The organism is Gordonia sp. 852002-10350_SCH5691597, from assembly GCF_001665715.1.
Classification (GTDB): Bacteria; Actinomycetota; Actinomycetes; order Mycobacteriales; family Mycobacteriaceae; genus Gordonia; species Gordonia sputi.
Window position 1 is genome coordinate 1 of record NZ_LZMO01000113.1, and the last position, 26,231, is coordinate 26,231.

The following is a 26,231-nucleotide window of genomic DNA, read 5'->3' on the forward strand; positions in this document are numbered from 1 at the left end:
AGGTCGACGCACCGACGATGTTCACACCGGTTGAGACGAACTGTTCGAGGAGCGGTTCGGTGGTCGGCGCGGGGGTGTCAGGAGTAGCGGCAGAGCCGTTACGAGTCGAAATCCCGGCAAAGTCCGTGTTGTTCTTGACGATCGAGGGCACCCCCGCGTCGACCACCGAACCGCTCCTCGAACAGTTCGTCTCAACCGGTGTGAACATCGTCGGTGCGTCGACCTTGCCCGCCTTTGGGCTCACCGCGACAACGGAGTTCGTCGACAGGCCGCCCACCCGCAATCCGTGGAACACCGAATTCTCCTGTGGCGCTTCATCGGGAGGGTCGGCCGCTCTGGTCGCGGCAGGCGCGCTTCCTATCGCGCACGCGAATGACGGAGGCGGGTCGATCCGTATCCCCGCGGCCGCGTGCGGCCTGGTGGGTTTCAAGCCGAGTCGGGGACGGCTGTTGCTGACGGCCGAATCCAAGCAGATGCCGATCGACCTGATTGCCAACGGAATCGTGAGCCGCTCGGTGCGCGACACCGCACACTTCCTCGCCGATACCGAAAAGTACCGACCTGCAGCCGATCTGCCCGCCATCGGACTCGTGGCCGGCGAGAGTCGACGTCAGCTCCGCATCGCGATGATGACCGAACCGATCACCGGACAGTTGCTCGACCGCGACACAGAGACCGCCGTGGCAGGCGTCGCCGAACTGCTCGAGACGCTCGGGCACGGCGTCGAACATGTGCCGGTCCCCGTCGACAGACGATACGTCGACGACTTCACCGAGTATTGGGCGCTGCTGGCCTTCTTCATCGACCATTTCGGAAAGCGGTCCTACGGCAAGGGATTCGAGCGATCACAGCTCGATGCGTTCACGCGCGGACTGTCACGGAAGTATCTGCGTCGCATGTGGCACACCCCCGCGATGATCCGCGCGCTCACACGCTCCACCGCGACGTTTCGGGAGATGTTCACACGGTTCGACGTGGTGCTCTCGCCGACACTCGCACATACCACCCCCGAGATCGGATACCTCGACCCCGCAGGCGATTTCGACGTCGTCTTCGAGCGGTTGATGCGATACGTCTCGTTCACGCCGATCAACAACACCTCCGGTACGCCCGCAGTGAGCCTGCCGCTGGCACAGTCGTCGACGGGATTGCCTGTGGGAGTGCACTTCTGCAGCGACATCGGCGACGAACGGACGCTGCTGGAACTGGCATACCAACTCGAGGCGGCCCGGCCGTTCGCGCGGATTCAGGACGCGCGCACGACGGCCGGTTGAACTTGCCTGTGCACAGCACGATGCCGGGCACTCGGTTGTCGATCGAGTGCCCGGCATCGCTGGCCCTACCAGGCTGTACAGCTCCGCTACATCAGTGCGCCACAGCCTTTTCGGCGCCGATCCCGGTGAGTGAACGCACCTCCATCTCCGCATTGCGTTCCGGAGTGCCCCGATCCGTGGGCGCAGTCAGCGTTCCGACGATCCCGAGCAGGAACGCGACCGGGATTGCCACGATCCCCGGGTTCTCCAGCGGGAACCACGCGAAATCGGAGCCGGGAAGCATCGATGTCGCCTTGCCTGACACTGCCGGTGAGAAGATGATGAGGATCAACGTCAGCCCGAGCCCGCCGTAGATGCTCCACAGCGCACCGCGGGTGTTGAATCGCTTCCAGTACAGCGAGAACAGGATCGTCGGCAGGTTGGCTGCTGCTGCAATCGCGAACGCGAGTGCCACGAGGAAGGCGACGTTCTGACCGTTGGCGAGAATGCCGAGCACGATGCCGAGCACACCGAGAGTCACCGCGGCCATCCGTGATACGCGCACCTGGTCGGCTTCACTTGCCCTGCCGCGCTTGATGACACTGCCGTAGATGTCGTGCGCGAAGGACGCTGACGCGGTGATGGTCAATCCCGCGACGACGGCGAGGATCGTCGCGAAGGCGACCGCGGAGATCACTCCGAGCAGGATGACACCACCGAGTTCGAAGGCCAGTAGCGGTGCTGCGGCGTTCTCCTTGCCCGCTGCGGCCATGATGCGGTCCGGACCGACGATCGCAGCAGCGCCGTAACCGAGCACGAGCGTGAAGAGGTAGAAAGCGCCGATCAGAGCAATGGCCCAGACAACGGAGCGTCGAGCCTCCTTGGCGGTGGGAACTGTGTAGAAACGCATCAACACATGCGGGAGCCCCGCGGTACCGAGCACGAGTGCAACAGCCAACGAGATGAAGTTGATCTTCGATTCCACCGAGCCGCCGTATTTGGCTCCGGGCGCGAGCACGTCATGCGAGGCGATCTTCTCACTCGACGACCCCGAAATGGCATGCTGCGCAGAGCCGAGGATCTCCGAGAAGTTCATCCCGAATTTGCCGAGTACCATGAGGGTCATGATGGCCGCGCCCGCAATCAGCAGGACGGCCTTGATGATCTGCACCCACGTGGTTCCCTTCATTCCGCCGACGAGCACGTAGACGATCATCAGTGCGCCGACCACGGCGATCACGATCGACTGGCCGGTGCGCGATTCGACGTCGAGGAGGAGCGCAACGAGGCCTCCGGCGCCCGCCATCTGCGCCAGCAGATAGAACAGGGAGACAACCAGCGTCGAGATCGCGGCGGCGAGTCGGACGGGGCGTTGCCTCAATCGGAAACTCAGTACATCCGCCATGGTGAACTTCCCTGTGTTGCGCAGCAATTCGGCAACGAGGAGGAGTGCGACCAGCCATGCGACGAGGAAGCCGATGGAGTAGAGGAACCCGTCGTATCCATAGACGGCGATGGCACCCGCGATGCCGAGGAAGCTTGCCGCAGAGAGGTAGTCACCCGCGATCGCAATTCCGTTCTGCGGGCCGGAGAATGCTCGGCCACCGGTGAAATAGTCCGCGGCGGTTGAGTTGTTTCGGCTCGCGCGGATCACCACGAACATGGTGATCGCCACGAACGCGGCGAAGATCGCGATGTTGGCGACGGGGTTCCCGACCGTTCCGGCGGCGAGATGAAGTGTGGCAGAGGAGTTCATCGGGTCACTCCCTCATCGGTGCCCTGTGTGGCGTTGGAGCGCTGTGCGGCGCCCGCGCATTCTGCGTCCATCTCTTCGCGGAGAGCGGCTGCCCTGGGGTCGAGCTCACGATTGGCAAACCGCACATAGGCCCCGGTGATGACGAAGGTCGAGACGAACTGCAGCAGACCCAGAATCAGACCGACGTTGATGTTGCCCCAGACCGGAGTGGCCATGAAGTCGTGCGCGAAGGCGCCGAGGGCCACGTAGAGGCCGTACCAGATGAGGAAGAACGCAGTCATCGGAAAGACGAACCGGCGCAACGTCGTACGAAGATCCTGAAACTGGTCACTGCGCTGCATGTCGATGAACTGTTGCCCCGTCGGCGCGGAATGCGCTTCGGGTACGTGCTCTGTGGTTGACACCGTGCCTCCGAAAGAACTCGTGTGATGTGGATACCCGTCAACTCTCGAAGAGACGGAGATCACTCACAAGAGGTGTCGCAGGTCACACGATGAAGACCGCGAATCGTGCGCCGAGCGGTCGTTACGGGCCGACGAACGGTTGCCCTCTGGGCGTCGTCAAATACTCGTACAACCTTGTCGCCGCGGTGTCATGGCTCCTCTGGCACCCGTTCGACGCTCAGGCCGAGCCGTTCCGGCACATGCATCCGCGCGAAGATCTGCGACACGTCGGCGATCCTGTGGCGGTGGGTCATCGCGCTCACACAGATCATGGTCACGAAGGCGAGTGGAACGGTGACAGCGGCCGGGTAGCCGATGATCGCCGACGGCCAGCCGTTGCCGAGCTCGTCGTCCACGACGTCCGCGATCGCCAGTGACGTCGCGATGCCGGACGACAGCCCGCCAACGGCAAGGCCCGCGATGGCGCCCGCGGGCGTCAACCCGCGCCACCAGATGCCGAGTACGAGAAGCGGACACAGCGTCGACGCGGCGATGGCGAAGACGAACCCGACGGTCCGCGACAGTTCGAGATCGGACGCGGCGAACGAGATGACGATCGCGAGTGCACCACCGATCGCGGCTGCGAGTCGAAAGTCGCGGACCCGACCTGGCAGCACGTCGGTCGACAGTGCCCCCGCAACGCTGATGAGCAGACCAGACGACGTAGCGAGGAACGCCGCGATGGCGCCTGCCGCGACCAGCGCGGCGAACAGTTCGCCGAGAATGCCTCCGACCGCTGCGCTCGGGAGCAACAGCACCGCGGCGTCGGCGGTTCCGGTGATGAGGAGTTGGGGGACGTACACCCGGGCAAGCACGCCGAGGAGCAGGGGGAAGAGGTAGAACACGGCGAGCAGGACGATGACGGTTACCGCGGTTCGACGCGCCGAGCGTCCATCCGGGTTGGTGTAGAAGCGCACCAGTACGTGCGGCAGCCCCATCACGCCGAGGAACGTTGCGACGATCAGCGAGAAGACGGCGAAAAGTGCGTGCGGGCCACCGAATCCGCCGCCGGACGCGAGCCATCGCCGGCCTGTCGACGGTGTGCCTGCCACAACGGGCGTCGCTGCTCCTGCGCGCAGGTGGATCGTGCTCCCCGCCGCAACGGTGTGTTCACCCGCCGACGCGAACGGTGCGTCGTTGACGGGCTCGCCGTCGACGATGCCTGTCACCTCGACACCGTCGGTCTCCGGTACTGCCACAACCACATCCGTGGTGACGTCGACCGTCGTCGCTTCGGACACTCGAGGGGGTGCGGGTTCTCCAAGTGCGGGCCGATCTGCGAAGAACACCACGAGAAGCGCAATCGTCGGAATCCCGATGGCCGTCAGCTTGAGCCAATACTGAAACGCCTGGACGAAGGTGATCGACCGCATGCCGCCGCCCACCACGTTCACGACGACGATCGCTCCGACGAGAACCACCCCCACCCACACGGGTGCGCCGAGCAGGATGTTCAAAGTCAGTCCCGCGCCTTGGAGCTGGGGAATCAGATACATCAGGCAGACCACGACGACGACAACCATCGCGGTCTGGCGTGCCGCTCGCGAACCGAGTCTGAACTCCGCGAAATCCGGCACCGTGTACGCACCGGATCGGCGCAGCGGTGCCGCAACGAACATCAACAGGCCGAGGTATCCCGCGGTGAAGCCGACCGGGTACCACAGCGCATCGGCGCCGTACTTGGCGACCAACCCCGCCACTCCCAGAAACGATGCCGCAGAGAGGTATTCGCCTGAGATCGCCGTTGCGTTGCGCCGCGAACTGACCGCGCGCGAGGCGACGAGGAAGTCGGAGGTCGTGCGCGATCTCCTGCCACCGTAGACACCGACCGCCACCGTCGCGAGCGCAGCGAGGAGCAGCGCCGCCGCGGTGACGATGCGAATACCGTAGTCGGTCACGGGTTCTCGCCATTCTCGACGACAACGTCGGTGCCGCTGTCGACGCTCGCGTCGGTGCCGCCGTCGACGCTCGCATCGGTGCCGCCGTCGACGCTCGCGTCGGTGTCCTCCTCGATGAGTCCGAGAAAGTCGTCCTCGGCCTGCTCCGCGATTCGCACGTACACCCGGCCGACCAGGTAGAGCAGTGGATAGATCAGCACGCCGAGGACAAGCCAGTTCAGTCGGACACCGGCAATCGTCGCCTCGCCCAACGTCGGAAAGACGGTGCCCAGCAACGGAATGGAGGCAATGAGCAGACCCGTCGTGACGCCGAGCCGAAGCGCGAGACCGAGCTGGGCGCGCATCAGACCCCGCACCAATGCATCGCCGACCTCGGTTTGCTCCCGGACCTCGACGCGCGTGCGAACCCTCCTGGCACCCCGTCTCTGTGCCAACACGACGCGCTCACGGCGGGGAGTCGACGGCTCGCTCATGTGTCGTCGCCGGACGGCGTCCGGTAGGCACGAAGTGGATCGTGGACGAGGCGCTCCTTCAACTCCCGGGATTGACGTCGACTCACCGGAAGCTCCACGGCAGGCGACGCGCCGTTTGCCCGTACACAGACCAGGGTCTGAGACCCGCTGGTGCGCATTCCACCGACCATCGGCAGATTCACCAGGTACGAACGGTGCACGCGGCTGAAACCGTGCTCACGCCAGCGGGATTCGAGCGTGGAAAGCGGTATGCGCACCAGGTGTGCACCGGAGTCCGAATGTAGTCGGGCGTAATCGCCGACGGCCTCGACCCAGGAGATCGAATCACGCCGCACCAACGAGGTCACCCCGGACAGCTCCACGGGGATCACATCGTCGTTGACGTCTTGACGTGAGTCCGCACCGACAGCTGACCGCGCGGCAACCGCACGTTCGACGGCCTGCCCGAGCCGCTCCTCGCGCAGTGGCTTCAACAGATAGTCGACGGCGCCGACGTCGAACGCATCCACCGCACGATCCTCGTGTGCCGTGACGAACACGATCGACGGCGGGTCGGAGTAGTTGCCGAGTACACGGGCAAGTTCGATTCCGGAGAGTCCAGGCATATTGATGTCGAGAAAGATCGCCTCCACCGAGTTCTCGGCGAGTTCGCGCAGAGCGGCGGTGGCGTCACCCGCGCGGATCACCTCGCCGACATCTGTTCTCCGTTCGAGCAGGTACACCAACTCGTCGAGCGCCGGAGGTTCGTCGTCGACGGCTAGAACGGTCAGGGTCATCGCGGGTTCGCCTCCTGTGTCGGCGTTGCTGGGTGCGTCGGCGACTGCTCCACACGCACACCTGCGCGAAACTTCGGCACCCGCATGCTGACCTTCGTGCCGGCACCCACACCTGTCTCGACCACTAGACCGTAGTTGTTGCCGAACGCAGCGCGCAGGCGATGGTCAACGTTGGTCAACCCCACCCGCGCGCCCGACGTCTCCTCGGTGGGTTCGGTCGACGTCGCGTCGAGTGCGTCGATAGCTCCAGAGCGCAGCAACTCCGGGTCCATTCCCACACCGTCGTCCTCGACGGCGATGACGCAGTCGGTGCCCTCGTCGCGGGCGACGATCGAGATCGTTCCACCACCTCGCGCCGCGACGCCGTGCCGCACCGCGTTCTCCACCAAGGGTTGCAGGGCGAGGAAGGGGAGTACGACGCCGAGCACCTCCGGGGCGACCTGCAGCCGCACGTCGAGCGCCGAGCCGAAGCGAGCACGCTCGAGCGTGAGATAGCGGTCGATGTTGCGCAGTTCGTCGGCCAGCACCGTGTATTCGCCCGCGGCGCGGAAGGAATAGCGGGTGAAGTCGGCGAAGTCGAGGATGAGCTCGCGTGCGCGGTCCGGATCGGTTCGTACGAACGACGCGATGGTGCTCAACGCGTTGTAGATGAAATGCGGACTGATCTGTGCGCGTAGTGCGAGAACCTCCGCGCGGTCCAGACGAGCTCGTGACGCGTCGAGGTCTGCGAGCTCGAGTTGACTCGACGCATAGCGCGCGACCTCCGAGATCGCGCTCAGCATGCCCGGACCCGGTAGCCGAACGGATGCGACGACGAGTACGCCTACGGCGACGTCGTCCACCACGAGCGGCTGGGCGATCAGCGCACGTATGCGCGCGTCGACGCCGACAGGATCGCGGAGCAACACGTGCCGCAGTTCTTCACCCGCGGTCGCGGCGATGTCGTTGGCCCGGCTCAGCAGCCGTTCGTCCCAGATGTGCGGCTCGTCGCGGGCGAGTCGTGTGCCATCCGCGTCGTACAGGGCGATCGCATCGGTGGCGGTGAGGGTTCGCAGCGGACCGAGCGCCTCCTGCGCCGACTCGGTTGTCAGACCCCGCCGCAACGGGCGGGCGGCCCTCGACGCGGTGTTCAGCGTGGAGTGCACAGCGCGTTCGGTGGGTGTCGCTACGACGCGGCGCGTTCGGAGCAGCACCGCGACCATAGCGATCGCGGCAATGGCGAGCACCGCGATCAGTACGGCCACACCATCAGACATCAGACATCGACCCCAACGGCGCCTCGGCGGGGTCAGCACTTTTCATGCGACCATTCTTGCGAGCATGCGAGCGGTATGTGGCAGAAACGAGTGTCTGCGATGACGGATGTGCGACGACGGACCAGTTGGGAGAGGAGCTACGATGACGCTCCTCTGGGACCAGCACGCGTGTCTGCCGCTGCAACCCGACGCCGACGTCGGCTACCTGACCAGGTTCTCGCGGCCGGGCACGACGTATGTCTCGGTCAACGTCGGCTACGCGCCACAGACCCATGCCGACTCGACAAACCTGTTGGCGCACTTTCGTTCTGCCATCTCGCGCCGCAGTGACCTGACGGTTGTCGCATCGCTCGACGACATCGACGCCGCGGCTGACCGCGGACAGATCGCCGTCGGCTTCGATCTCGAGGACTCCAACCCGCTCGACGGCGACCTCGACAACGTCCGCCGCTTCGTCGAACTCGGCGTGCGCACCATGTTGCCCACCTACAACCACGCCAACGCGGCGGGATGCGGTTGTCTGGACGCCACGGACACCGGACTCACTCGGTGGGGGCGACAGCTGGTGGCCGAAATGAACTCTGCCGGAATGGTTCCCGACGGTTCGCACTGCAGTGTCCGTACCGGCCTCGACCTGTGTGACACGTCGACCAAGCCGGTGATCTACAGCCATTCGTGCATGCGCTCGGTCTGGGACCATCCGCGCAACATCACCGACGATCAGGCACGCGAATGTGCCCGCACCGGTGGTGTCGTCGGCATCACCGGCGTCGGGATCTTCCTCGGCCCCAATACGCCCACCCTCGACGCGATGACCCGCCACCTCGAATACGCCGTCGACCTCATCGGGATCGACCACGTCGGCGTCAGCACCGACCACTCGTTTGACGCCGCTGACTTCCTCGCCGAGGTCCGCGATCACCCGGACTCCTTCGACGATTCGTACACCCGTTGGGGGCCGATCCAGTGGATGGCTCCCGAGGTGTTCATCACCCTGGGGGCCCACCTGTCGCGGCGAGGCTGGGGCGACTCCGACATCGCGGCAGTGCTCGGCAGCAATTTTCGACGCGTCGCCGCCGAGAGCTGGTAGGCCACGCCGGCAATGCGGTCGCGACCGCCGGGCGTGCACACCTGATCGGATTCCCGACCGAGCGCTCGGTCTTGACGTTCTGCCGTGCATGTGCGAACCTGCTCCCGGGAGCAGCCTGACAGCTCGCTCTTCGAAATGGAATACGATTGTGCAGGGCGCACAACGTATTTCGCGGATTTGGTGCCGTGGTGACATGTGCGTATGCCCGTGCAATCACCACACGAGAGGGGTCAACAGTGGCTACAGGATCGTCGTCAACACCCGACCAGACCTTCGCGGGACGGACGGCCGTCATCTCAGGTGGTAGCCGCGGCATCGGCCTCGCGATCGCGACCGCCCTTGGAGCACGCGGAGCCAACATCGTGCTGCTGGCCAAGACCGACGCACCGCACCCGAAGCTACCCGGCACCATCCACACGGCCGTCGAGGAGATCGAGGCAGCAGGTGGCCAGGCGACGGGCATCGTCGGCGACGTGCGTAATGAGGACGACGTCGCGCGTGCCGTCCAAACAGCGGTCGATACCTACGGCGGCGTCGACATCTGCATCAACAACGCGAGCGTGTTGAACCTGACGCCGACCGAAGATCTGCCGATAAACCGGTTCGATCTCATGCAGCAGGTCAACGTCCGTGGGACCTTCCTGCTCACCCAGAAATGCCTTCCGTACCTTCGGAAGTCGCCGAACGCGCACGTGCTCACGCTGTCACCGCCGCTCAACATGAGCGCAGAGTGGCTGGGCAAGCACCCCGGCTACATGCTGGCCAAGTACGGAATGACGCTTGCGGCAATGGGTTTCGCCGCCGAATATGCCGACGCCGCCGTCGCGAGCAACTGCCTGTGGCCGGAATCGACGATTGCGACCGCCGCAGTCCGCAACCTGCTCGGTGGCGACGACGCCGTCGCGCACTCCCGATCGCCACAGATCATGGCTGACGCCGCTGTCGCTGTGCTCTCCAAGGACTCCACGCAGACCGGCCGGTGCTACCTCGACGTCGAGGTATTGGCTGAGGACGGTGTCACCGACTTCTCGATCTACGGCGGGCAGGACCCGATCGAGTATGACATCTTCGTCGACCCGCAGTAGCCGCTTTCCCGAATCAGTAGGTGGCCCACTCGCCTTGGGCGTAGCGCAGAATCCGCGGGTCCATCAGGGTTGACGGCGGCATGTCGAGTGGTTGTCGGTCGAGTGGGAACACCGCGGCCGCAGACAGTTCGGCTTCGCTGAGGAAGCGCATCGGCCCCGGAGCGTGCAGGTGGAGCTTCGGGGCCGCGCCCTCATCGGCGAGAAAGAATCCCCAGTCGCCGAACGACGGGACGTCGACGTGGTACGGCGTCACGGCGAGCCCGGCAGAACGCAGCGTCGACCCGATGCACCAGTACGACTTCGGCGCGAAATACGGTGAGCCGGACTGCACGACGATCCGCCCGCCTGGTGCGGAATGGGCCTTCACGAGTGAGTAGAACTCGGTCGAATACAGCTTGGCTGTTGCTGATTCGTCTGCGTCGGGCATGTCGACGATGATCACGTCGTACCGCTCGTGCTGCTGTCGCAACCATGTGAAGGCGTCGGCGGTGACGATGTTCGCGCGCGGATCGTTCATCGAGTTGCGGTTCAACTCGAGCAGTCGGGAATCAGTGCGTGCGAGGTGAATCATCGCGGGATCGAGTTCGACGAGCGTCGGCCGAACACCGGGATAGCGCAACACTTCTCGTAGGGCGAGGCCGTCGCCGCCACCGAGGACGAGTACCGACGTAGGCGTTGACCCGCCGATGCTGCTGCGGGCCACCGCGTCGGCCATCGCGGGGTGGACGAGTGCTTCGTGATAGCGGTACTCGTCGCTCGATGCGAACTGCAGGTCCCCGTTCAGATACAGCCGCGTGTCGCGCCCGGACCCGATGCGTCGCTCGGTGATCACGATGTCCTGATACTGCGTACGTTCTGCTGCGACGATCGGGTCTCGGTACATCGCCTGACGAGCGGTCACCTCAAAACGGTCGGCATAGACCAGCGCGGCCACCAATACCGCGATCACCGCGACAGCGGCCACACTCAGCACAGCGAACCCGTTGCGCGTCAGCGACTTCCGAAACATCACGAAGACCAGGAAGCAGCCGGCGATGGCGTTGACGAGGCCGACGACGATCGCACCGCGCAATTGTCCGAACACGGGCAGCAGTACGAATGGGAAGCACAGTCCGCCGATGAGTGCTCCGATGTAGTCGGCGGCGAACAGGTCGGCGACCGCAGAACCCGCCTCCTGCTTGCGAATACGCTGCAACAGCACCATCAGCAGCGGGATCTCCGCGCCGATCAGCAGACCCAACACGAAGGCGACCACCACAAGTGCCTGGGTGTACAGCGACAGATACGCGAACGCCGCGTACAGCGCCAAGACCGACAGTCCGCCAAGCAGTGCCAGGGTGAGTTCGATGGCTGCGAACGCCGTGATCGCATGCCGCTGCAGGGGTTTTGCTGCGAGCGAGCCGACGCCCATCGCGAAGACCATGACCGCCAGGACGATCGACGCCTGTGTCGCGGTGTTGCCGATCAGATACGAGCCGAGCGACACCAGTGCCAGTTCGTATACGAGACCGCATGCCGCGCAGACGAATACGACCGCGAGCAATCCGACACGGGCAAACCGTGATCGCGGAGCGACGTCGTCGGCCAGGAGCGTCACAGAATTGCGGCGGCGACGATCACGGCGATGCCGACGTGGGAGATGCCGTGAACCCACACCGCGGGGTGGCTTTCTGCCCCGATGACGATCTCACCCAGCTTGCCCGGAGTGAACAGGTCGATGATGAAGAACGTCGCGCACATCACCGCGAGGCCGATGAGTGTGTAGATGACGGTGTAGGTCAACCCGACGGCGAGGCGCCCCTCGCTCGCCGCGATCGCAGCGGTGACGATGATCGCGACCGCAATCAGGTTGGAGCCGACGAGGATTCCCGCATTGCGGTTCCGGTCGATCCACAGCTGATGACGCAGATTGCCCGGCGTCAGAGCGTCGATGACAGCGAAGGAGATCAGCATCAGCAACACCCCGACACCCGCGTAGGCGGCGGCATAGTAGGCGTTGGTGAGGATCGCGTCGGCCGAGATCATGTGTGTACTCCCGTGTCTCATGCTTGCTCTGGTCGGACTGCTGTGTGTGGGCGGAACGTGCATCCCGCTCTGCGCTTGTGCGCCTTACTTTCCGGTTCCACTGCCACCGCCGCGGTTGGAGCTTCCCGATCCCGAGAAGTCGGGTGTCGGGACCCAATAGCCGCCGACGTAGCTGTGATAGTGGTTGTACCCGGATCGGTAGTCGCGACTGACCATCACCTTGGTTTTGCCTGTGGCATAAGGGAAAAGGCCGATGAGGTAGCCGGGATACTGCAGAAACTGCGTACCTGCGATGTTTCCCGCGCCGGCAGAGTCGCCCGCGCGCTGATCGGTGGGGCTCTGTGCGGACGCGAGTTGTGCTGACACAGTCGACGGGTCGCCGTCGGCGATGTATGCGTCGACGTCGGATTCGTCGAGCGAACTGTCGCGCTGGTAATGCGACGTCACGTACGCCTTCGCATCCCCACCTCCTGATCCGCGAAGCGCGCTGACCGCGCACGAGCCGAGCACTATGAACGCGACGATCACGATGAGCGCGATGATGGTATTGCGTATCCGCCGCAGCCTGCGGGTCGGATCACCCGGTCCCGGAGGCCCGCCGGACCAGCTGGGCCCCTGCGGGCCATGCCGTTGGCCTTCCGGGTTGTTTCCTGCCGTCGGATAGGTCATGGCCGGACCGCCAGGGCGTCCCGGTCCATTCGGCTCGACGTGACCACCACCTCGCCTGCCTGGGGATAGGTGTGCCAGGTGCGCCAGACGAGCGCGTCGTCGTAGATGTCGGCGGTCACCGCCGTCACCGCGAGCTCGTTGCCGGGGAATCGTCCGAGTAACGCGGGCAGCCCGTCGCGCGCATGTCCATCGACCTCCGACTCGATCTGTTCGACCATCTCGGCCATCGCATCGGAGCTGCACTCGATGACGCGCGAGGAGAACACGTAGCCGTCGGCCTGGAAACTGTCCGGCAGTGCGGTGGTGATGTCGGGCAGGCAGGCGACCGTCTCGCACAGTTCGTGCGCGTCGTCGGTGACGACGATCTGGTGGCTGGCACCGAGCAGCCGGATGGAGAACGTCAACGACCCGATGGTGTGATCTGCCGTGGCGAGCGGCTCACGCTGGGGCGCGGTCAGCGAGAAACCGAGCTGACCGGCCCGAGTATCGGAGAACGCGACGTCGAGGTCGGTGAACGGGCTCACCGCTGCCCCGGGCCGGGATTCGACGGGTAGATGCGGTACTCCGAATGGGCGAGCACCTCGCCGCGTGCGCATTCCCACCCGCCGCCGTAGTCCTCGAAGGAGAGTCGGGCGCTGCCCGCCGCGTAATCGTGGTAGCGCATCCGACCGACCTGGGCGAGGCCCGTCGTTCCGAACGATGTGAACTGCGCCGTGCCGGCCTCGTCGTTGGTGTAGCGCCGACCTTCGAGGTCGACGTATGCCGGTCCGGGGGTCAGGGTCACGCCGCTGAGCTCCTGCCAGAGGACCACCTCGAGGTCCGGATCGTCTTCGACCGAGATCCAGGCCTTCCGACCGAGGCCGGTGTCGAGGAAGTTCTCTGCCCACGAGAAGCCGTCCTGCGAAAGCTTCAGCGTGCCCCGGACCGCGAATGTCTCTCCGCGGATCTCGACGAGGTCGCCCGGCTTGAGCTGGCGAGGGTCGCCGTGGACGGCGTCGTCGTCTGCGGTCGAGAAGGGGTCACGCGGTTGGTACGTGCGCGAATACAACGCGTCCCGCTCGGCCTGCTCGCGCTTGCGTTTGGTCAAGACGTTGAAGACGAGCACGACGACGATGATCGCCAACAGAGCGATGACGATGATCAGCACGAATTCCATTGCTCAGAGGATAGTGGGTCGGGTCGGACATTCGGGGCACCGACACTCGGTGCCCCGAATGACGTCCAGCCGGCCCCACTGAACCCCGGCTCTACTGAATCTTCGTGTCGATGAACCGGGTCGAGTACAGGTCGGTCGCGGGGATCTGCGCGGGTAGATCAGATCCGGTCTTGTTCAGCACCGGGATCAGCTGATTGATCGACTCCTGCGCCTTGGCCATGTCGATGCCGCCCCACACGCCCGCGGCGTCCGGGCCGATCACGCCCTTCTCCTTGAGGATCTTGGCCGAATACGACGCCTCGCCCGCGCTGTACGGACTGAACGAGACGTCCTGCGAGACCCAATCGGTGATGGTCTTGTTGATCGCATCGGGGGAGTTCACGTAGTTCTTGCCGGTCTGCTGGATCATCGGGATCAGCTTCTCCAAGCAGGGCGAGAGCTTCTCCATCTTGTCGGGCCGCACACTCACGTTCGACGCGTAGACGTCGTAGCCGGCGTCGCGGACCATCGCGTAGGCGACGGGCTTGTCCCACGACGGTGTCTCATGCTCGTAGGTGTAGGGCTCGGAGTTCACGAACCCCTGCTGCGCGATCGACGGGTCGCCGACGAATCGTGCTGGCGCGCCGTCGTACCCGGTGTCGAGCTGGCTCTGCTTCAGTAGCCCCTTGGCCACCAGCCACTGCGGAAAGACCTGCTCCTTCGAGACGACGACGGTCGCGTCAGACTTGCCGATGTCGGCGATGGTGCGCCAGTCGGGGTGCTTCTCCGGATCCCACATCAGGATCGACGGGTTGTACTGCAGCAACGGGGTGAGTGCGACGACCCGCTGCTTCGCCGCAGCCGAGACGAGCTGGTCGCCGTGGACGAGCCCGAGGTCGATGTTGTCGTCGGCGTGCATCACCGAGGGAACCGACTGGAAGCCGATCGCGGGGCCTCCCGCTCGCAGGGTGATGTCGACGCCGGTGTCTTTGCCGTCGTACGCGAGCGGGCCGGTGGCCGACTTCTGGTTCGCGTCGACGGTGTAGCCGGGACCCATCAGTCCGATCACGCCCGCCATATCCGACTGTGGCTGCCACTGCAGTTGCACCACGACGTTTTTCGGGCACACGGATGCGAGGTTGTACTCGGCGGGTGCGGGCGGCAGCGACTGCGCTGAACCCGACGACGTCGACGACGAGTCGGTACACCCGGCGAGCGCGGCGACACAGGCGGAGGCGGTTGCCGCGACGACTGCTGCGCGTACTGACAGTCTGCGACGTCGCGAGGTGACGTGAGACGACGAATCTGTGGACACGGTAGAGCTCCTCTTGCGGAAGGGTGAACGAGACCGACGTCGCCGGTCCCTGGAGTGGATTACATGTAAATGTAGGGGCTTGCGGCGAAACCTGCGAGTCCGGTGCATGTAGCGTCGCTGAGCGGATCTGGTGCAGGAAAATTGCGTTTGACATGCACTTTGGCGGTTCTTCACCTGCGTAGACGGGGTCAAGTCCCGGGGTTCTGTCACATACTGTTTACGTCAGGTCACGCGCCCGCAATGCATGTAACCAACAATCGGAAAGCGAATTAAGTCCGACTCTTACATGTAGGCGCTCTCATGTGCCGTGGCTCTGATGGATGTACCCATGAACCTGATCGACACCGTCAACGACGCTGACGCGAGGCATCTCACCAAGGGTGTGATGATCTCGGCGTCGGGCGTATCGAAGCAGTTCGACTCCGGCACAATCGCTCTCGCCGACGTCGACCTCGACATCGCCCGCGGCGACTTCGTCGCGATCGTCGGACCCTCCGGCTGCGGCAAATCGACGCTCCTGCGCATGGCTGCGGGTCTGGAGGCGCCGACCACCGGAAGCGTCGCACTGGCCACCGATTCGGTCGGAGTGATCTTCCAGGAGCCGACACTGCTGCCGTGGCGTTCCGTGCAGGCCAACGTCGAACTGTGTGCCGAGATCGCGCGCGAGCCACGCTCGGAGCGTCGGGCACGTGCCGCCGCGGCGATCGACGCCGTAGGCCTTGCCGGCTTCGAGAAGCAGCTTCCGCGCACGCTCTCGGGTGGCATGAAGATGCGAGTCTCGTTGGCGCGCATGCTCACCAAGGAACCAGAGGTGATGTTGCTCGACGAGCCGTTCGGCGCGCTCGACGAGATGACGCGCCTCGACATGCAGGCAGAACTGCTGCGGCTCTACGGCGATAGGGGATTCACCGCGCTGTTCATCACCCACTCGATGCCCGAGGCCGTGTTCCTCGCCAACCGCGTGATCGTGATGTCTGCCCGACCAGGCCGGATCGCTGCCGACATCCGCATCGACCTGCCCTATCCCCGTCAACCTGACATCCGCTTCGACCCGGCTTTCACGTCGTACGTCGCCGCGATCTCCGAAACACTCCGAGGTGCCTGATGACCATCACAACGACTGCAATGACTCATGATTCGACGTCGAGCACCGCTGTCGCCGCAGCGGCGCCGGCCGCCTCGACCTCGGGAGACGCACCAGGTGGCGCATCGGGTGGCGGCGCAACATCGTCGGCGAGATCTCGAATGCGCACGGTGGTGCGCATGGTCGCACCGCCCGCGGTGTCGCTGGCCGCGGCGATCGGGCTCTGGTACCTGGTCAGCATGGTGATCCTCTCTCCGCAGCGGCGATTCCTTCTTCCGCCGCCGCACGAGGTGTTGACCAACTCGTTGCTCGACAAGGCTCACGTCAACCCCATGCTCGACGCACTCTGGGTCACCGCGAAGGTGAGTCTCGTCGGCTTCCTGTTCGCCGCCGTCATCGGTATCGCCATCGGCGTGCTGATGAGTCGCGGCTCGTTGATGGAGAGGGCGATCTACCCGTGGGCCGTTGTGCTGCAGGTGATTCCGGTTCTCGCGATCGTCCCGTTGATCGGTCTGTGGTTCGGGTACGGCATGGTGGCCCGCACCATCGTGTGTGTGATCATCGCCATCTTCCCGATCATCGCCAACACCCACTTCGGACTCACCTCCGTCGACCGTGGAATGCACGAGTTGTTCACGCTGTCGAAGGCCTCGCGCACCCAGCGGTTGCTGAAACTCGAGTTCCCGGCGGCACTTCCGGCGATGATGACCGGATTCCGCACGGCGTCGGGGCTCGTGGTTGTGGGTGCGATCATCGGCGACATGTTCTTCGCGAAGGGCGAACCGGGGATCGGCACCCTGCTCGACGTCTACCGCGCGCGTCTGCAGTCCGATGATCTCATCGCGGCCATCGTGCTCGCATCGCTGTTCGGCATCGCCGTCTTCGCGGTGTTCAGCATGCTCAACGCTGCCGTCGCCCGCCGCCGCTGACCTCCCACTCGTAGTCGTAGCCCGCTAACCGCCACCCGAAGAAGGAAATTCAGGCATGTTCACCGTCCCCATCATCGACATCTCGCCCTACGCCGACCTGCAGAGCACCCCCGAGCAACGGGCACAGGTTGCGCGTCAACTCGACGAAGCCTCTGCCACAGTCGGATTCATGCAAGTCGTCGGACACGGGATCTCCCAGAGCGTCGTCGACGGTCTCACCGAAGCCCTCGATGCGTTCTATGCACTCCCGCTCGACGTGAAGAAGAACTACACGCGGCCGGGTGCCAACCGTGGCTACAGTCCGCCCAAGAGTGAGTCGCTGAGCATGAGTCTCGGTGTTGCGGCCGCGAACCAGATGAACGACTTCTACGAGGCGTTCACGGTCGGGTCTGAGCAATCCTGGTATGCCGCAACAGATCTTCCCGAGTCCAGCTATCCCGAGAACACCTGGCCCGACGACGCGGTGGCGGGCTTCCGGCCCGCCGTCGAGGAATGGTTCGCACAGGCGCGAGATGTCTCGCGAATCCTGTTGCGTGCCTTCACCGACGCACTCGGACTTCCGGACGGCTACTTCGACGCGCTCACCGATCACTCGATCGACGCGTTGAAGATGAACAACTACACGCTGCCGGAAGGCGAGATCGAACTCGCGGGCGAGTTGACGGGGATGGGCGCCCACACCGACTTCGGCATCCTCACCGTGTTGTGGGCCGACCGTGTGCCGGGATTGCAGGTGCTCGATCGGGACGGCACCTGGCACGACGTCCAACCCGAGCCCGGCGCGCTCATCGTGAACCTCGGCGACGCGATGGCCCGCTGGACCAACGACCGCTGGATGTCGACCATCCATCGGGTCGATCCGCCCGTCGTCGACGGGCGGATCATCCGACGACGTTCCGCGGCCTTCTTCTTCGACGGCAACTTCGACGCCGTCATCGAAACACTGCCCGGCTGCTCGCGCACAGACCAGCCCGGATACCCGCCGATCACCGTCGCCGACAACATCAACGCCAAACTGGCCGGAATGAAGCAGGGGGTGGCGCCGAAGGCCGTCGACCGGGAGGCGCAGCGTCTGACGTCGGCGCGCGCGGCGCGGTAGGGCGTTACGCTCGATGACCGTGACGGTTGGAGGCGGTGAGGGCGCATTGCTGACGCAGTCGGTGGTGCGCCGACTGCGCGACGAGATCTTCGCCGGTCAGATGGCCCCGGGCACCCCACTGAGCGTGCCGGGCCTCGCCGCGCGTCTGGAGGTGTCACGCAGCCCGGTCCGCGAGGCGGTGCAACAGCTCGTCGTCGAAGGTCTTGCCGAATACACCCCGCGGGTCGGCGCCAAGGTGGCCGCGCTCGACGAGACGAGTCTGCGCCACGTCTTCGAGGTCCGCGAGGTGCTCGACGGTCTGGCCGCTCGGCAGGCCGTCGAACGGGTCACCTACGCCGAGATCGACGACCTGTGGGAGCAGGTGCGGACCCAGGAGTCCCTGCTCGCCGAAGCAGCAGATCACCACCGCGACTCCCAGCTCGACCTCGACTTCCACACCGCGGTGCGGTCTTTGTCGGGCAACAAACCGCTGTGCGACGCGTTGTTCAAACTCGACACGCAGTCGCACCTCTACCGCTCCGACATGTGGCAGCACGACGTGAACCGACGTCTCGCGGTGGCCGAGCACCATCGAATCGTCAGCGCGCTGGAAGCGGGCGATGCCGCGGGAGCACAGACCGCGGCGCAAGCCCACGCCGCCGGGGTCTTGGTGCGGTTGCTCAGATCGTGACGGGGACAAGCGAGCTCACCGAACTTCCGCCAAGCCGGTGGAGCGCGTACCCCTACACGCTCGCCGACGTCATGCCGTGGATCGGGCGGTGCCTCGGCGTCGACCCTGTCAGCGGTGATGAGCCGGGAGCGAGCGGGCGCACCCGCCTTCCCGAACTCGACGCGGCGTCGGTGGTGCTCCTGCTCGTCGACGGCCTCGGTGAACGACAGCTCGCCGCCCATGCGCACCTCGCACCGACACTCACCGGGCTGCGTGGCAGCGTGCTGCGCGCGGGCTTCCCGTCGACAACGGCGACGTCGATCACCAGCCTGATGCGCGGCGAACCAGCAAGCGGGCACGGGATCATCGGCTACAGCTTCGTGCCGGACGACGCGGCGCGCAGTCACGGTCCGGCCCGCACGCTGAACATGCTGCGCTGGACACTCGACAGCGCCGCCGGACCGTCGGCCTACGACGTCTATCCACCCACCACGCTGTGTTCGGGTGAGGGCGTCATCGGGGCGCTCGAGCGGTCGGGGGTTCGCGTATTCCAGGTGATGCCCGGCGAGTTCAAGGACACGGGCTTCACCACCGTCGCCTCCGGTACCGCAGGCAGGCACCTGCCCGCCAAAGCCCCGGCCGAGATTCGCGCGGGCATCACCACCGCGCTGACCCGGACGCTGCCCCGCTCACACCGGCCGCGAATGGTCTACGCCTATCTCGCCGACCTCGACACCGCCGGTCACATTCACGGTCCGGGCTCCGACCAGTGGTGCGACGCACTGCAGACCGTCGACTCCCTCGTCGTCGACATCCTCGCCGACCTTCCGTCCGACGCCAGGCTCGTCGTGACCGGCGATCACGGGATGCTGCGCGCGGGAAAGACAATCGACCTCGACGCCGAGCCCGCGTTGTCGTCGGGCGTCGCGCGCGTAGCGGGCGAGGCGCGGGTGCGGCAGGTCTACGCGATCGACGGAGCGGTCGACGACGTCGCGGATACCTGGCGCGATCTTCTTGGCGACGACGTGCACATCGCGTCACGCGAACAGGTTCTCGCCGAACACTGGTACGGACCCCGCGCCACCGATCACACCGCTGCGCGCATCGGCGACCTCGTCGTCGTGGCGAAAGACCGCACGGTGCTCACCCGACCGGCCGCCGAGCAGGGGGAGTCGCGCATGCTCGGACACCATGGGGGCTGGACTGCCGACGAACTGCTCGTGCCGCTGCTGATCGGCAACGATCCCGCGAACCACTCCTCGAGCGCTGGCTCACCGTCGACCTTGCACTCACCGGGGTCGAGTGCTAAAACGGACGTTGGCACTCACGGATCGTGAGTGCTAGGTCGGGACGGTGAGATCGGTACCGAATGACACACCGGTCGTCCGTCGCGGGCACCGAGTCCGGCCATACAAACCTAGTGTCACCCCCTATCGGAGGATCACTTACCCATGGCCAAGCAAATCGCGTTCGATGAAGAGGCCCGTCGCGGCCTCGAGCGGGGTCTCAACACCCTCGCCGACGCAGTCAAGGTGACGTTGGGACCCAAGGGTCGCAACGTCGTTCTGGAGAAGAAGTGGGGCGCCCCCACGATCACCAACGATGGTGTGTCCATCGCCAAGGAGATCGAGCTCGAGGACCCCTACGAGAAGATCGGTGCCGAGCTCGTCAAGGAGGTCGCCAAGAAGACTGACGACGTCGCTGGCGACGGCACCACCACCGCAACCGTTCTGGCTCAGGCACTCGTGCGCGAAGGTCTGCGCAACGTGGCCGCAGGCGCCAACCCGATGGGCCTCAAGCGCGGCATCGAGCAGGCTGTCGACGCAGTCACCGAGTCGCTGCTGAAGAGCGCCAAGGAGGTCGAGACCAAGGAGCAGATCGCTGCCACCGCTGGTATCTCGGCTGGCGACCCCTCGATCGGCGAGCTCATCGCCGAGGCGATGGACAAGGTCGGCAAGGAAGGCGTCATCACCGTCGAGGAGTCCAACACCTTCGGACTCCAGCTCGAGCTCACCGAGGGTATGCGCTTCGACAAGGGCTACATCTCGGGTTACTTCGTGACCGACCCGGAGCGCCAGGAAGCCGTCCTCGACGACCCGTACATCCTGCTCGTCTCGGGCAAGGTCTCGACCGTCAAGGACCTGCTGCCGCTGCTGGAGAAGGTCATCCAGTCGGGCAAGCCGCTGCTGATCATCGCCGAGGACGTCGAGGGCGAAGCCCTCTCGACCCTGGTGGTCAACAAGATCCGTGGCACCTTCAAGTCGGTTGCCGTCAAGGCTCCCGGCTTCGGTGACCGCCGCAAGGCCATGCTCGCCGACATCGCCATCCTCACCGGTGGCGAGGTCATCAGCGAAGAGGTCGGCCTCTCGCTGGAGGGCGCCGGACTCGAGCAGCTCGGCCAGGCGCGCAAGGTCGTCGTCACCAAGGACGAGACCACCATCGTCGACGGTGCGGGCGACGCAGACGCCATCGCCGGACGCGTGTCGCAGATCCGCACCGAGATCGAGAACAGCGACTCCGACTACGACCGTGAGAAGCTGCAGGAGCGCCTGGCCAAGCTGGCCGGCGGCGTTGCAGTCATCAAGGCGGGCGCGGCCACCGAGGTCGAGCTCAAGGAGCGCAAGCACCGCATCGAGGACGCCGTCCGCAATGCGAAGGCTGCCGTCGAAGAGGGCATCGTCGCCGGTGGTGGCGTGGCTCTGCTGCAGTCCGAGCCTGCCATCGACTCGCTGACCCTCGAGGGCGACGAGGCGACCGGTACCAACATCGTGCGCGTCGCGCTGTCGGCTCCGGCCAAGCAGATCGCCGTCAACGCAGGGCTCGAGCCCGGCGTTGTCGCCGACAAGATCCTCAACTCGCCGCTGGGCACCGGCCTCAACGCCGCCACCGGCACCTACGAGGACCTGCTCGCCGCAGGCATCAACGACCCGGTGAAGGTCACCCGCTCGGCCCTGCAGAACGCAGCGTCGATCGCGGCTCTGTTCCTCACCACCGAGGCCGTCGTCGCCGACAAGCCCGAGAAGAACCCGGCCCCGGCCATGCCCGGCGCCGACGAGATGGGTGGAATGGGATTCTGATCCCACCCGCTGCATAGCGAACACAACCGAAGGCCGGTCACCCAAGAGGGTGGCCGGCCTTCGGCGTATGACTGAATTCGAGACGCCGCGGAATGATTCTGAGACTTCTCGCGCGCCCGGCTGGTTGACGCCGCTACCGTGAAGAAAGCTACCTATGGTGATCCGTGGGATGCTCGAAGCGATATTTCGTGAGTCGCGGAGAAGCCTTGTCGGTGTTGTCAACAACGAACGGAAGTGGATTCGACGTGTGCACACGGGTGATGTGGCCAGAGGCCAACGGTTCTGTGATCGTCGGCCGCAACATGGATTTCCATCAGGATCTCCACACCAATCTCTGGAAGCTCCCACGGGGCGTCGAGCGCAATGATCGCGTCGAGGGAAAGCTGAAGTGGACGTCGAAGTACGGCAGTGTGATCGCAGGCGTCTATGACATCCTCTCGACCGACGGAGTCAACGAGAAAGGGTTGGCGGGCCACATTCTGTGGCTTGCCGAATCCGAGTACGGTGACCCCGACCCTGACCGCCCTCAGCTCGCGATGTCGATCTGGCTGCAGTTCTTCCTCGACAATTTCGCGTCGGTGGCAGAAGCCGTCCGGTGGGCAGAGGAAAACAACCCGCAGGTGATCCCCATGACGGATCCGACCGGTGGCAGCAAACCCGCGATCCACCTCGCGATCGATGACGCGTCGGGCGATTCGGCGATCTTCGAGTACATCGACGGCAAGCTGGACATCTATCACAGCGAGGACTACTGGGTGATGACGAATTCGCCCAGCTACGACCAACAACTCGAACTCGTGAAGAAGTATGAGGGTCTCGGCGGCGACCAACCACTTCCGGGTACATGCGCAGCTCCCGACCGTTTCGCTCGCGCCACCTTCTACGTGCACAACCAACCAGAGCCGAAGTCACGCGTGCAGGCCACGGCCGCCATGGCGAGCATTATCCGAAATGCTGCCCAGCCGTACCGGATTCCCGAACCCGGCAAGCCGGATGCCTCGACGACGCTGTGGCAGGTCGTCATCGACCTGACCAACCCCCGCTACATCTTTGAGTCCGTCACGTGCCCGAACGTCGTGTGGGTGGATTTGAAAGACCTCGACTTCACCGAGGGTTCCGGCGACGCCAAGTTGGATCTGGTCAAAGGTCTCGCGGTCGAGAATGGGCTTTCGGGCAATGTGGCCCACAAGTTCGAGAAGCATAAGTTCCATATAGTTTCGGTCGAGCAGGCGAAACTGATCGGCGAAGTAGCCGCCAACGCAAAAGAAGGCTTGGATTCGGCGAAGCCTATCGAGGAACGCATCAAGGCGGTCCAGGAAAAGGTGGACGCAACGCTCGACGAATTCGTCGACGCGACGTGAGTCGGTGTGGCCTGAAGGGTCACACGTTGCCTACACATTCGGCGGTACGCATTGCGTAGCGGAATGTGGCACCGCCGACCCGGCGTTGCACAGAGCATGAGTACTTTATCTATCGACGTGTGGTCGGACATTGCTTGCCCGTGGTGCTATATCGGCAAGCGGAACCTTGACGCCGCGCTCGCGCTCCTCCAAGACTCCGACGCTGTCGACTCCAGCGCTGTCTCCGTGGACTTCCACAGCTACCTACTCGCGCCCGACACGCCGCCGGAGACGGACGCTCCCGAGATCGATTTCTTGGTGCAGAGCAAGGGGATGCCTGCCGATCAGGTCAGGCAGATGTTTGCCCACGTCACCCAGGTCGCCGCCGATGCCGGTCTGCACTACGACTTCGACATCGCCCGACACGCCAACACCCGCAAGGCTCACGAGCTGCTGCATTACGCTAAAAGCGTTGGGCAGCAGGCTGATATGGCCGAGCGTTTGTTTGCCGCACACTTCACCGAGGGCAAGCGCCTCGGCGACGTCAATGAACTCACCGACCTCGCAGCCGAGATCGGCCTGGACCGGGATGACGTCGAAAATGCCTTGCGCACAGGGACGTACGCGAACGCGGTCGACGCCGATCTCGACCAGGCTAGCGCCTACGGGATCAGCGGTGTGCCGTTCTTTGTGATCGATGGTCGCTACGGGATCTCGGGAGCGCAACCGCCGGAGGTGCTTGCCCAAGCCATCGGTCAGGTTCTCTCCGAGCGCGCTGAAACCTGATGTAATCCGACCGAGAGGCCCAGAGCGGGACTGCCTGGGATTACACGGTCATTGCCCGCGCTGAATCAAATCAGCGCTGTGGTCGAAGTGAGTTCTTGGCGGTCAACTGGCCGTCGGGTTGATCGACGAACTGTCCGTCGCAGTGTCCGGCCACTGCACGCGAAACAGCTTGGAAGACTGTGGGATTGACGGCCTCGGCGGTGTGTTCGGTGTAGCCGGTCGGCGCGACGAATGCGGGCAACGGCGTGACACGGCACTGACCGCCGTCGAGGTCGCCGGTCACCCATTCGTATGCACTGCGGATGCGGTAGTACTTGGTGGGCCCTGGCGTGTCGTCTCCTGCATTGAGATCGCGCAGGAACGCACTGCCCGGGCACAACTGTCCGTCTGTGCCGGGTTGGTTGCATCCGCCCGGCGAGCCGTATTCCGGTGTGCCGACGGCGATTACGTTCGCCACCTTCGACGCGCCGCCGAGGTTCTTCACGTAGTAGCGCGTCGTCACGCCACCGACGCTGTGTCCGACGAGCGACACCGGCGTCGACGGCCTGGCCGCTTTCTCCGCATCGACGGCCCTGCCGATGGCGTGAGCGTCGGAGAAGAGTTGCGTTCCCATGAGGTCGAGGACGCGCACCCGGTAGCCATCACGGCGCAGCGCGTCGGCCATCAGCGTGTACGGAGTGGCTCCGAACGACTGGCCGGGGACGATGAGCAGCGTCCCGCGGGGCGCTGCTGCATGTGCGGTGGTCGTCGGCGCTGCCGCTGCAACGCCGGCGGCGGCAGCGGTGAAGGCGACGATCGCAGTAAGGCGGCGCAGAATTCTCATGCGCGCCATCTAATCATGCTTAGCCTTGCCTTACTAACCTGTGTGTGGTGAGCTGCTCACAGGGCCGTCGTCGATATTCCTCGGTAGCGTTGGTCTCTGAAACCGCCAGCGGAGCCAGCGAGGGGAATTCCCATGTCGCACCACAATTCTGGGCCGCGGGCCCATCAACTTCCCGAAGCCGACATCACCGACATGTATGCGTTCACGGTCCCCGGGGCGGAGGGACGACTGGGTCTCGTCCTCAATCTCGTACCGTGGACGCCCCCGGATGGACGCTTCTCTGATGCACTGATCTACCGGTTCCGCATCCGTCCGATCACCGTCGACACATCCGAACCCGCTCTGTTCTCGCCGGCCGATTCGGCCTCTGAGATCACGATCGACTGCACCTTCACCAACCCGGACGACGCCCAGACCGGCACCTGCACGGTGTCCGTCGGAGGAAACGAGACGGGCACGTCGGTCACGTTCGCGGTCGACGACGAGGCCGGCGGTGCGACCGACGGGCTACGCGCCTTCGGAGGTCCGCGGTGGGACCCGTTCTTCAGCGACGCAACCGCGCTGGTCAACACGATTTCGACGGGAAAGCTGTCGTTCACCGATCACGGCAGCATCCTCGGTGACGGCAAGAACGTGATGAGCATCGTCGTCGAAATCGACCTCGAGCCACTCGTCGGCGCAGGCACACCGGTCGCGGTCGTCGGGGAGAGCGTCATCGGCGGCAAGATCCCGGTCCGGTGGGAGCGGTTCGGTCGGCCCGAGTTCGAGAACGCGATTCTCGGGATGAAGAACTACGACACCGTCAATCGCGATCTGGAGATCCGCGACCTGTTCAACGCCGAGGACGCGTTTGCACTCGGCCCCGACTATCTCGGCGCCTACCGCGCGCGACTGAATGCAAACCTCTCCTATTGGGATGGTCTCGACGGCAACGTCGACTGGCCTGTCGACGCCGACGGCAACCACCCGCTCGCCGAGATGCTTCTTGCCGACTTCATGATCGTCGACGCGTGGAAGCCGTTTGGCGACAACACTTTTCTCGAGATCGAGCGCGCTGTCCGCGATGGGCGTCCGCACGAGACGATGGGCGGGCGCTCACTCAACGACGACTGCATGGACACCCTGTACACGTATCTCGTCAACGCGGCGAAGGGTCCGCGCATCAGCGACCACGTCGACTCGCCGTCGCGCCGCGCGAGCGACACATTCCCGTATCTCGTGCCCGCCAATCCGAATCCGCCCGCGGGGCCCGGCCCTCACTGAAGTGCGA

The 26,231-nt window shown here is 64.8% G+C and carries 26 protein-coding genes; 12 read left to right on the forward strand and 14 right to left on the reverse strand.

Annotated elements, in window-relative coordinates:
* A partial coding sequence (locus A5777_RS08310) for an amidase (protein WP_231894991.1) occupies positions 1-1,274 on the forward strand: 1,274 nt, incomplete at its 5' end.
* 91 nt (positions 1,275-1,365) lie between these two features.
* Here A5777_RS08310 and A5777_RS08315 read toward each other — a convergent pair.
* The 6 genes from A5777_RS08315 to A5777_RS08340 form a co-directional block, all read right to left on the reverse strand.
* Positions 1,366-3,009: a solute symporter family protein gene (locus A5777_RS08315; RefSeq protein WP_005206667.1), complete on the reverse strand. Its 1,644-nt coding sequence runs from the start codon at positions 3,007-3,009 to the stop codon at positions 1,366-1,368.
* Positions 3,006-3,413: a DUF485 domain-containing protein gene (locus A5777_RS08320; RefSeq protein ID WP_005206665.1), complete on the reverse strand. Its 408-nt coding sequence runs from the start codon at positions 3,411-3,413 to the stop codon at positions 3,006-3,008. Before A5777_RS08320 ends, A5777_RS08315 begins: the two co-directional genes overlap by 4 nt.
* Positions 3,414-3,601: 188 nt before the next feature.
* Positions 3,602-5,350, reverse strand: coding sequence for a sodium/solute symporter (locus tag A5777_RS08325; protein WP_064862289.1), 1,749 nt, complete (start codon positions 5,348-5,350; stop codon positions 3,602-3,604).
* Complete coding sequence (locus A5777_RS08330) at positions 5,347-5,823, reverse strand: hypothetical protein (protein ID WP_064862290.1); 477 nt, start codon at positions 5,821-5,823, stop codon at positions 5,347-5,349. The genes A5777_RS08325 and A5777_RS08330 overlap by 4 nt, the downstream gene beginning before the upstream one ends.
* Complete coding sequence (locus tag A5777_RS08335) at positions 5,820-6,599, reverse strand: LytR/AlgR family response regulator transcription factor (protein ID WP_064862291.1); 780 nt, start codon at positions 6,597-6,599, stop codon at positions 5,820-5,822. The genes A5777_RS08330 and A5777_RS08335 overlap by 4 nt, the downstream gene beginning before the upstream one ends.
* The gene (locus tag A5777_RS08340; RefSeq protein ID WP_197502321.1) at positions 6,596-7,855 is read right to left on the reverse strand and encodes a sensor histidine kinase; all 1,260 of its coding nucleotides are present in this window, start codon (positions 7,853-7,855) and stop codon (positions 6,596-6,598) included. Before A5777_RS08340 ends, A5777_RS08335 begins: the two co-directional genes overlap by 4 nt.
* A gap of 142 nt (positions 7,856-7,997) precedes the next feature.
* On the opposite strand from A5777_RS08340, the gene A5777_RS08345 reads away from it, so the two are divergent.
* Together A5777_RS08345 and A5777_RS08350 are read left to right on the forward strand one after the other, a co-directional pair.
* Positions 7,998-8,945, forward strand: a complete 948-nt coding sequence (locus A5777_RS08345) for a dipeptidase (protein ID WP_064862293.1) — start codon at positions 7,998-8,000, stop codon at positions 8,943-8,945.
* A 236-nt stretch (positions 8,946-9,181) separates the two neighbouring features.
* The gene (locus tag A5777_RS08350) at positions 9,182-10,030 is read left to right on the forward strand and encodes an SDR family oxidoreductase (RefSeq protein WP_064862294.1); all 849 of its coding nucleotides are present in this window, start codon (positions 9,182-9,184) and stop codon (positions 10,028-10,030) included.
* Between the two features lie 13 nt (positions 10,031-10,043).
* On the opposite strand, the gene A5777_RS08355 is transcribed toward A5777_RS08350, so the two are convergent.
* The 6 genes from A5777_RS08355 to A5777_RS08380 all read right to left on the reverse strand — a co-directional run bounded on the left by A5777_RS08355 (position 10,044) and on the right by A5777_RS08380 (position 15,174).
* On the reverse strand, positions 10,044-11,627 hold the full coding sequence (locus A5777_RS08355; RefSeq protein WP_064862295.1) for a polyamine aminopropyltransferase: 1,584 nt from the start codon (positions 11,625-11,627) through the stop codon (positions 10,044-10,046).
* On the reverse strand, positions 11,624-12,055 hold the full coding sequence (locus tag A5777_RS08360; RefSeq protein WP_197502322.1) for a DUF350 domain-containing protein: 432 nt from the start codon (positions 12,053-12,055) through the stop codon (positions 11,624-11,626). The genes A5777_RS08355 and A5777_RS08360 overlap by 4 nt, the downstream gene beginning before the upstream one ends.
* Before the next feature lie 84 nt (positions 12,056-12,139).
* On the reverse strand, positions 12,140-12,724 hold the full coding sequence (locus tag A5777_RS08365; RefSeq protein WP_082933591.1) for a DUF4247 domain-containing protein: 585 nt from the start codon (positions 12,722-12,724) through the stop codon (positions 12,140-12,142).
* The gene (locus tag A5777_RS08370) at positions 12,721-13,248 is read right to left on the reverse strand and encodes a DUF2617 family protein (RefSeq protein ID WP_064862296.1); all 528 of its coding nucleotides are present in this window, start codon (positions 13,246-13,248) and stop codon (positions 12,721-12,723) included. The genes A5777_RS08365 and A5777_RS08370 overlap by 4 nt, the downstream gene beginning before the upstream one ends.
* Positions 13,245-13,880 (reverse strand): DUF4178 domain-containing protein, encoded by a 636-nt coding sequence (locus A5777_RS08375; RefSeq protein ID WP_064862297.1) that lies wholly within the window; start codon positions 13,878-13,880, stop codon positions 13,245-13,247. The genes A5777_RS08370 and A5777_RS08375 overlap by 4 nt, the downstream gene beginning before the upstream one ends.
* 91 nt (positions 13,881-13,971) lie before the next feature.
* Positions 13,972-15,174 carry a hypothetical protein gene (locus A5777_RS08380; RefSeq protein ID WP_064862298.1) on the reverse strand — a complete coding sequence of 401 codons (1,203 nt, stop codon included), beginning with the start codon at positions 15,172-15,174 and terminating at the stop codon, positions 13,972-13,974.
* Positions 15,175-15,502: 328 nt separating this feature from the next.
* Between A5777_RS08380 and A5777_RS08385 the strand changes: the two genes are divergently transcribed.
* The gene (locus A5777_RS08385) at positions 15,503-16,279 is read left to right on the forward strand and encodes an ABC transporter ATP-binding protein (protein ID WP_005204835.1); all 777 of its coding nucleotides are present in this window, start codon (positions 15,503-15,505) and stop codon (positions 16,277-16,279) included.
* A gap of 25 nt (positions 16,280-16,304) precedes the next feature.
* Here the strand turns inward: A5777_RS08385 and A5777_RS25670 are convergent, their stop codons facing one another.
* The gene (locus A5777_RS25670) at positions 16,305-16,439 is read right to left on the reverse strand and encodes a hypothetical protein (RefSeq protein ID WP_269446992.1); all 135 of its coding nucleotides are present in this window, start codon (positions 16,437-16,439) and stop codon (positions 16,305-16,307) included.
* Here A5777_RS25670 and A5777_RS08390 point away from each other — a divergent pair.
* The 7 genes from A5777_RS08390 to A5777_RS08420 all read left to right on the forward strand — a co-directional run bounded on the left by A5777_RS08390 (position 16,438) and on the right by A5777_RS08420 (position 24,138).
* Positions 16,438-17,187: an ABC transporter permease gene (locus A5777_RS08390; protein ID WP_005204836.1), complete on the forward strand. Its 750-nt coding sequence runs from the start codon at positions 16,438-16,440 to the stop codon at positions 17,185-17,187. The genes A5777_RS25670 and A5777_RS08390 overlap by 2 nt on opposite strands.
* A 55-nt stretch (positions 17,188-17,242) precedes the next feature.
* Complete coding sequence (locus tag A5777_RS08395; protein WP_064862300.1) at positions 17,243-18,286, forward strand: isopenicillin N synthase family dioxygenase; 1,044 nt, start codon at positions 17,243-17,245, stop codon at positions 18,284-18,286.
* Positions 18,287-18,299: 13 nt separating this feature from the next.
* A complete protein-coding gene (locus A5777_RS08400) occupies positions 18,300-18,956 on the forward strand; it encodes a GntR family transcriptional regulator (RefSeq protein WP_064862301.1) in 657 nt (218 codons plus the stop codon).
* Positions 18,953-20,272 carry an alkaline phosphatase family protein gene (locus A5777_RS08405; protein ID WP_064862302.1) on the forward strand — a complete coding sequence of 440 codons (1,320 nt, stop codon included), beginning with the start codon at positions 18,953-18,955 and terminating at the stop codon, positions 20,270-20,272. The genes A5777_RS08400 and A5777_RS08405 overlap by 4 nt, the downstream gene beginning before the upstream one ends.
* Positions 20,273-20,386: 114 nt before the next feature.
* On the forward strand, positions 20,387-22,012 hold the full coding sequence (gene groL, locus A5777_RS08410; RefSeq protein WP_007238086.1) for a chaperonin GroEL: 1,626 nt from the start codon (positions 20,387-20,389) through the stop codon (positions 22,010-22,012).
* Positions 22,013-22,257: 245 nt separating this feature from the next.
* Positions 22,258-23,373 (forward strand): linear amide C-N hydrolase, encoded by a 1,116-nt coding sequence (locus A5777_RS08415; RefSeq protein ID WP_082933592.1) that lies wholly within the window; start codon positions 22,258-22,260, stop codon positions 23,371-23,373.
* 96 nt (positions 23,374-23,469) lie between these two features.
* On the forward strand, positions 23,470-24,138 hold the full coding sequence (locus A5777_RS08420; RefSeq protein WP_156529319.1) for a DsbA family oxidoreductase: 669 nt from the start codon (positions 23,470-23,472) through the stop codon (positions 24,136-24,138).
* 70 nt (positions 24,139-24,208) lie between these two features.
* On the opposite strand, the gene A5777_RS08425 is transcribed toward A5777_RS08420, so the two are convergent.
* Entirely contained in the window at positions 24,209-24,970 is a 762-nt protein-coding gene (locus A5777_RS08425; RefSeq protein ID WP_064862305.1) for an esterase/lipase family protein, read from the reverse strand.
* A 123-nt stretch (positions 24,971-25,093) separates the two neighbouring features.
* Between A5777_RS08425 and A5777_RS08430 the strand changes: the two genes are divergently transcribed.
* Positions 25,094-26,224 (forward strand): DUF4331 family protein, encoded by a 1,131-nt coding sequence (locus tag A5777_RS08430; RefSeq protein ID WP_064862306.1) that lies wholly within the window; start codon positions 25,094-25,096, stop codon positions 26,222-26,224.
* The last annotated feature ends 7 nt before the right edge of the window (positions 26,225-26,231 follow it).

Coding starts and splice junctions, on each gene's coding strand:
- A5777_RS08420 (WP_156529319.1), top strand. CDS start 23,470: ATGAGTACTTTATCTATCGACGTGTGGTCGGACATTGCTTGCCCGTGG.
- A5777_RS08345 (WP_064862293.1), top strand. CDS start 7,998: ATGACGCTCCTCTGGGACCAGCACGCGTGTCTGCCGCTGCAACCCGAC.
- A5777_RS08340 (WP_197502321.1), bottom strand. CDS start 7,855: ATGTCTGATGGTGTGGCCGTACTGATCGCGGTGCTCGCCATTGCCGCG.
- A5777_RS08375 (WP_064862297.1), bottom strand. CDS start 13,880: ATGGAATTCGTGCTGATCATCGTCATCGCTCTGTTGGCGATCATCGTC.
- A5777_RS08335 (WP_064862291.1), bottom strand. CDS start 6,599: ATGACCCTGACCGTTCTAGCCGTCGACGACGAACCTCCGGCGCTCGAC.
- A5777_RS08400 (WP_064862301.1), top strand. CDS start 18,300: ATGACCGTGACGGTTGGAGGCGGTGAGGGCGCATTGCTGACGCAGTCG.
- A5777_RS08395 (WP_064862300.1), top strand. CDS start 17,243: ATGTTCACCGTCCCCATCATCGACATCTCGCCCTACGCCGACCTGCAG.
- A5777_RS08430 (WP_064862306.1), top strand. CDS start 25,094: ATGTCGCACCACAATTCTGGGCCGCGGGCCCATCAACTTCCCGAAGCC.
- A5777_RS08385 (WP_005204835.1), top strand. CDS start 15,503: ATGAACCTGATCGACACCGTCAACGACGCTGACGCGAGGCATCTCACC.
- A5777_RS08390 (WP_005204836.1), top strand. CDS start 16,438: ATGGTCGCACCGCCCGCGGTGTCGCTGGCCGCGGCGATCGGGCTCTGG.
- A5777_RS08360 (WP_197502322.1), bottom strand. CDS start 12,055: ATGATCTCGGCCGACGCGATCCTCACCAACGCCTACTATGCCGCCGCC.
- A5777_RS08315 (WP_005206667.1), bottom strand. CDS start 3,009: ATGAACTCCTCTGCCACACTTCATCTCGCCGCCGGAACGGTCGGGAAC.
- A5777_RS08425 (WP_064862305.1), bottom strand. CDS start 24,970: ATGGCGCGCATGAGAATTCTGCGCCGCCTTACTGCGATCGTCGCCTTC.
- A5777_RS08365 (WP_082933591.1), bottom strand. CDS start 12,724: ATGACCTATCCGACGGCAGGAAACAACCCGGAAGGCCAACGGCATGGC.
- A5777_RS25670 (WP_269446992.1), bottom strand. CDS start 16,439: ATGCGCACCACCGTGCGCATTCGAGATCTCGCCGACGATGTTGCGCCG.
- A5777_RS08330 (WP_064862290.1), bottom strand. CDS start 5,823: ATGAGCGAGCCGTCGACTCCCCGCCGTGAGCGCGTCGTGTTGGCACAG.
- groL (WP_007238086.1), top strand. CDS start 20,387: ATGGCCAAGCAAATCGCGTTCGATGAAGAGGCCCGTCGCGGCCTCGAG.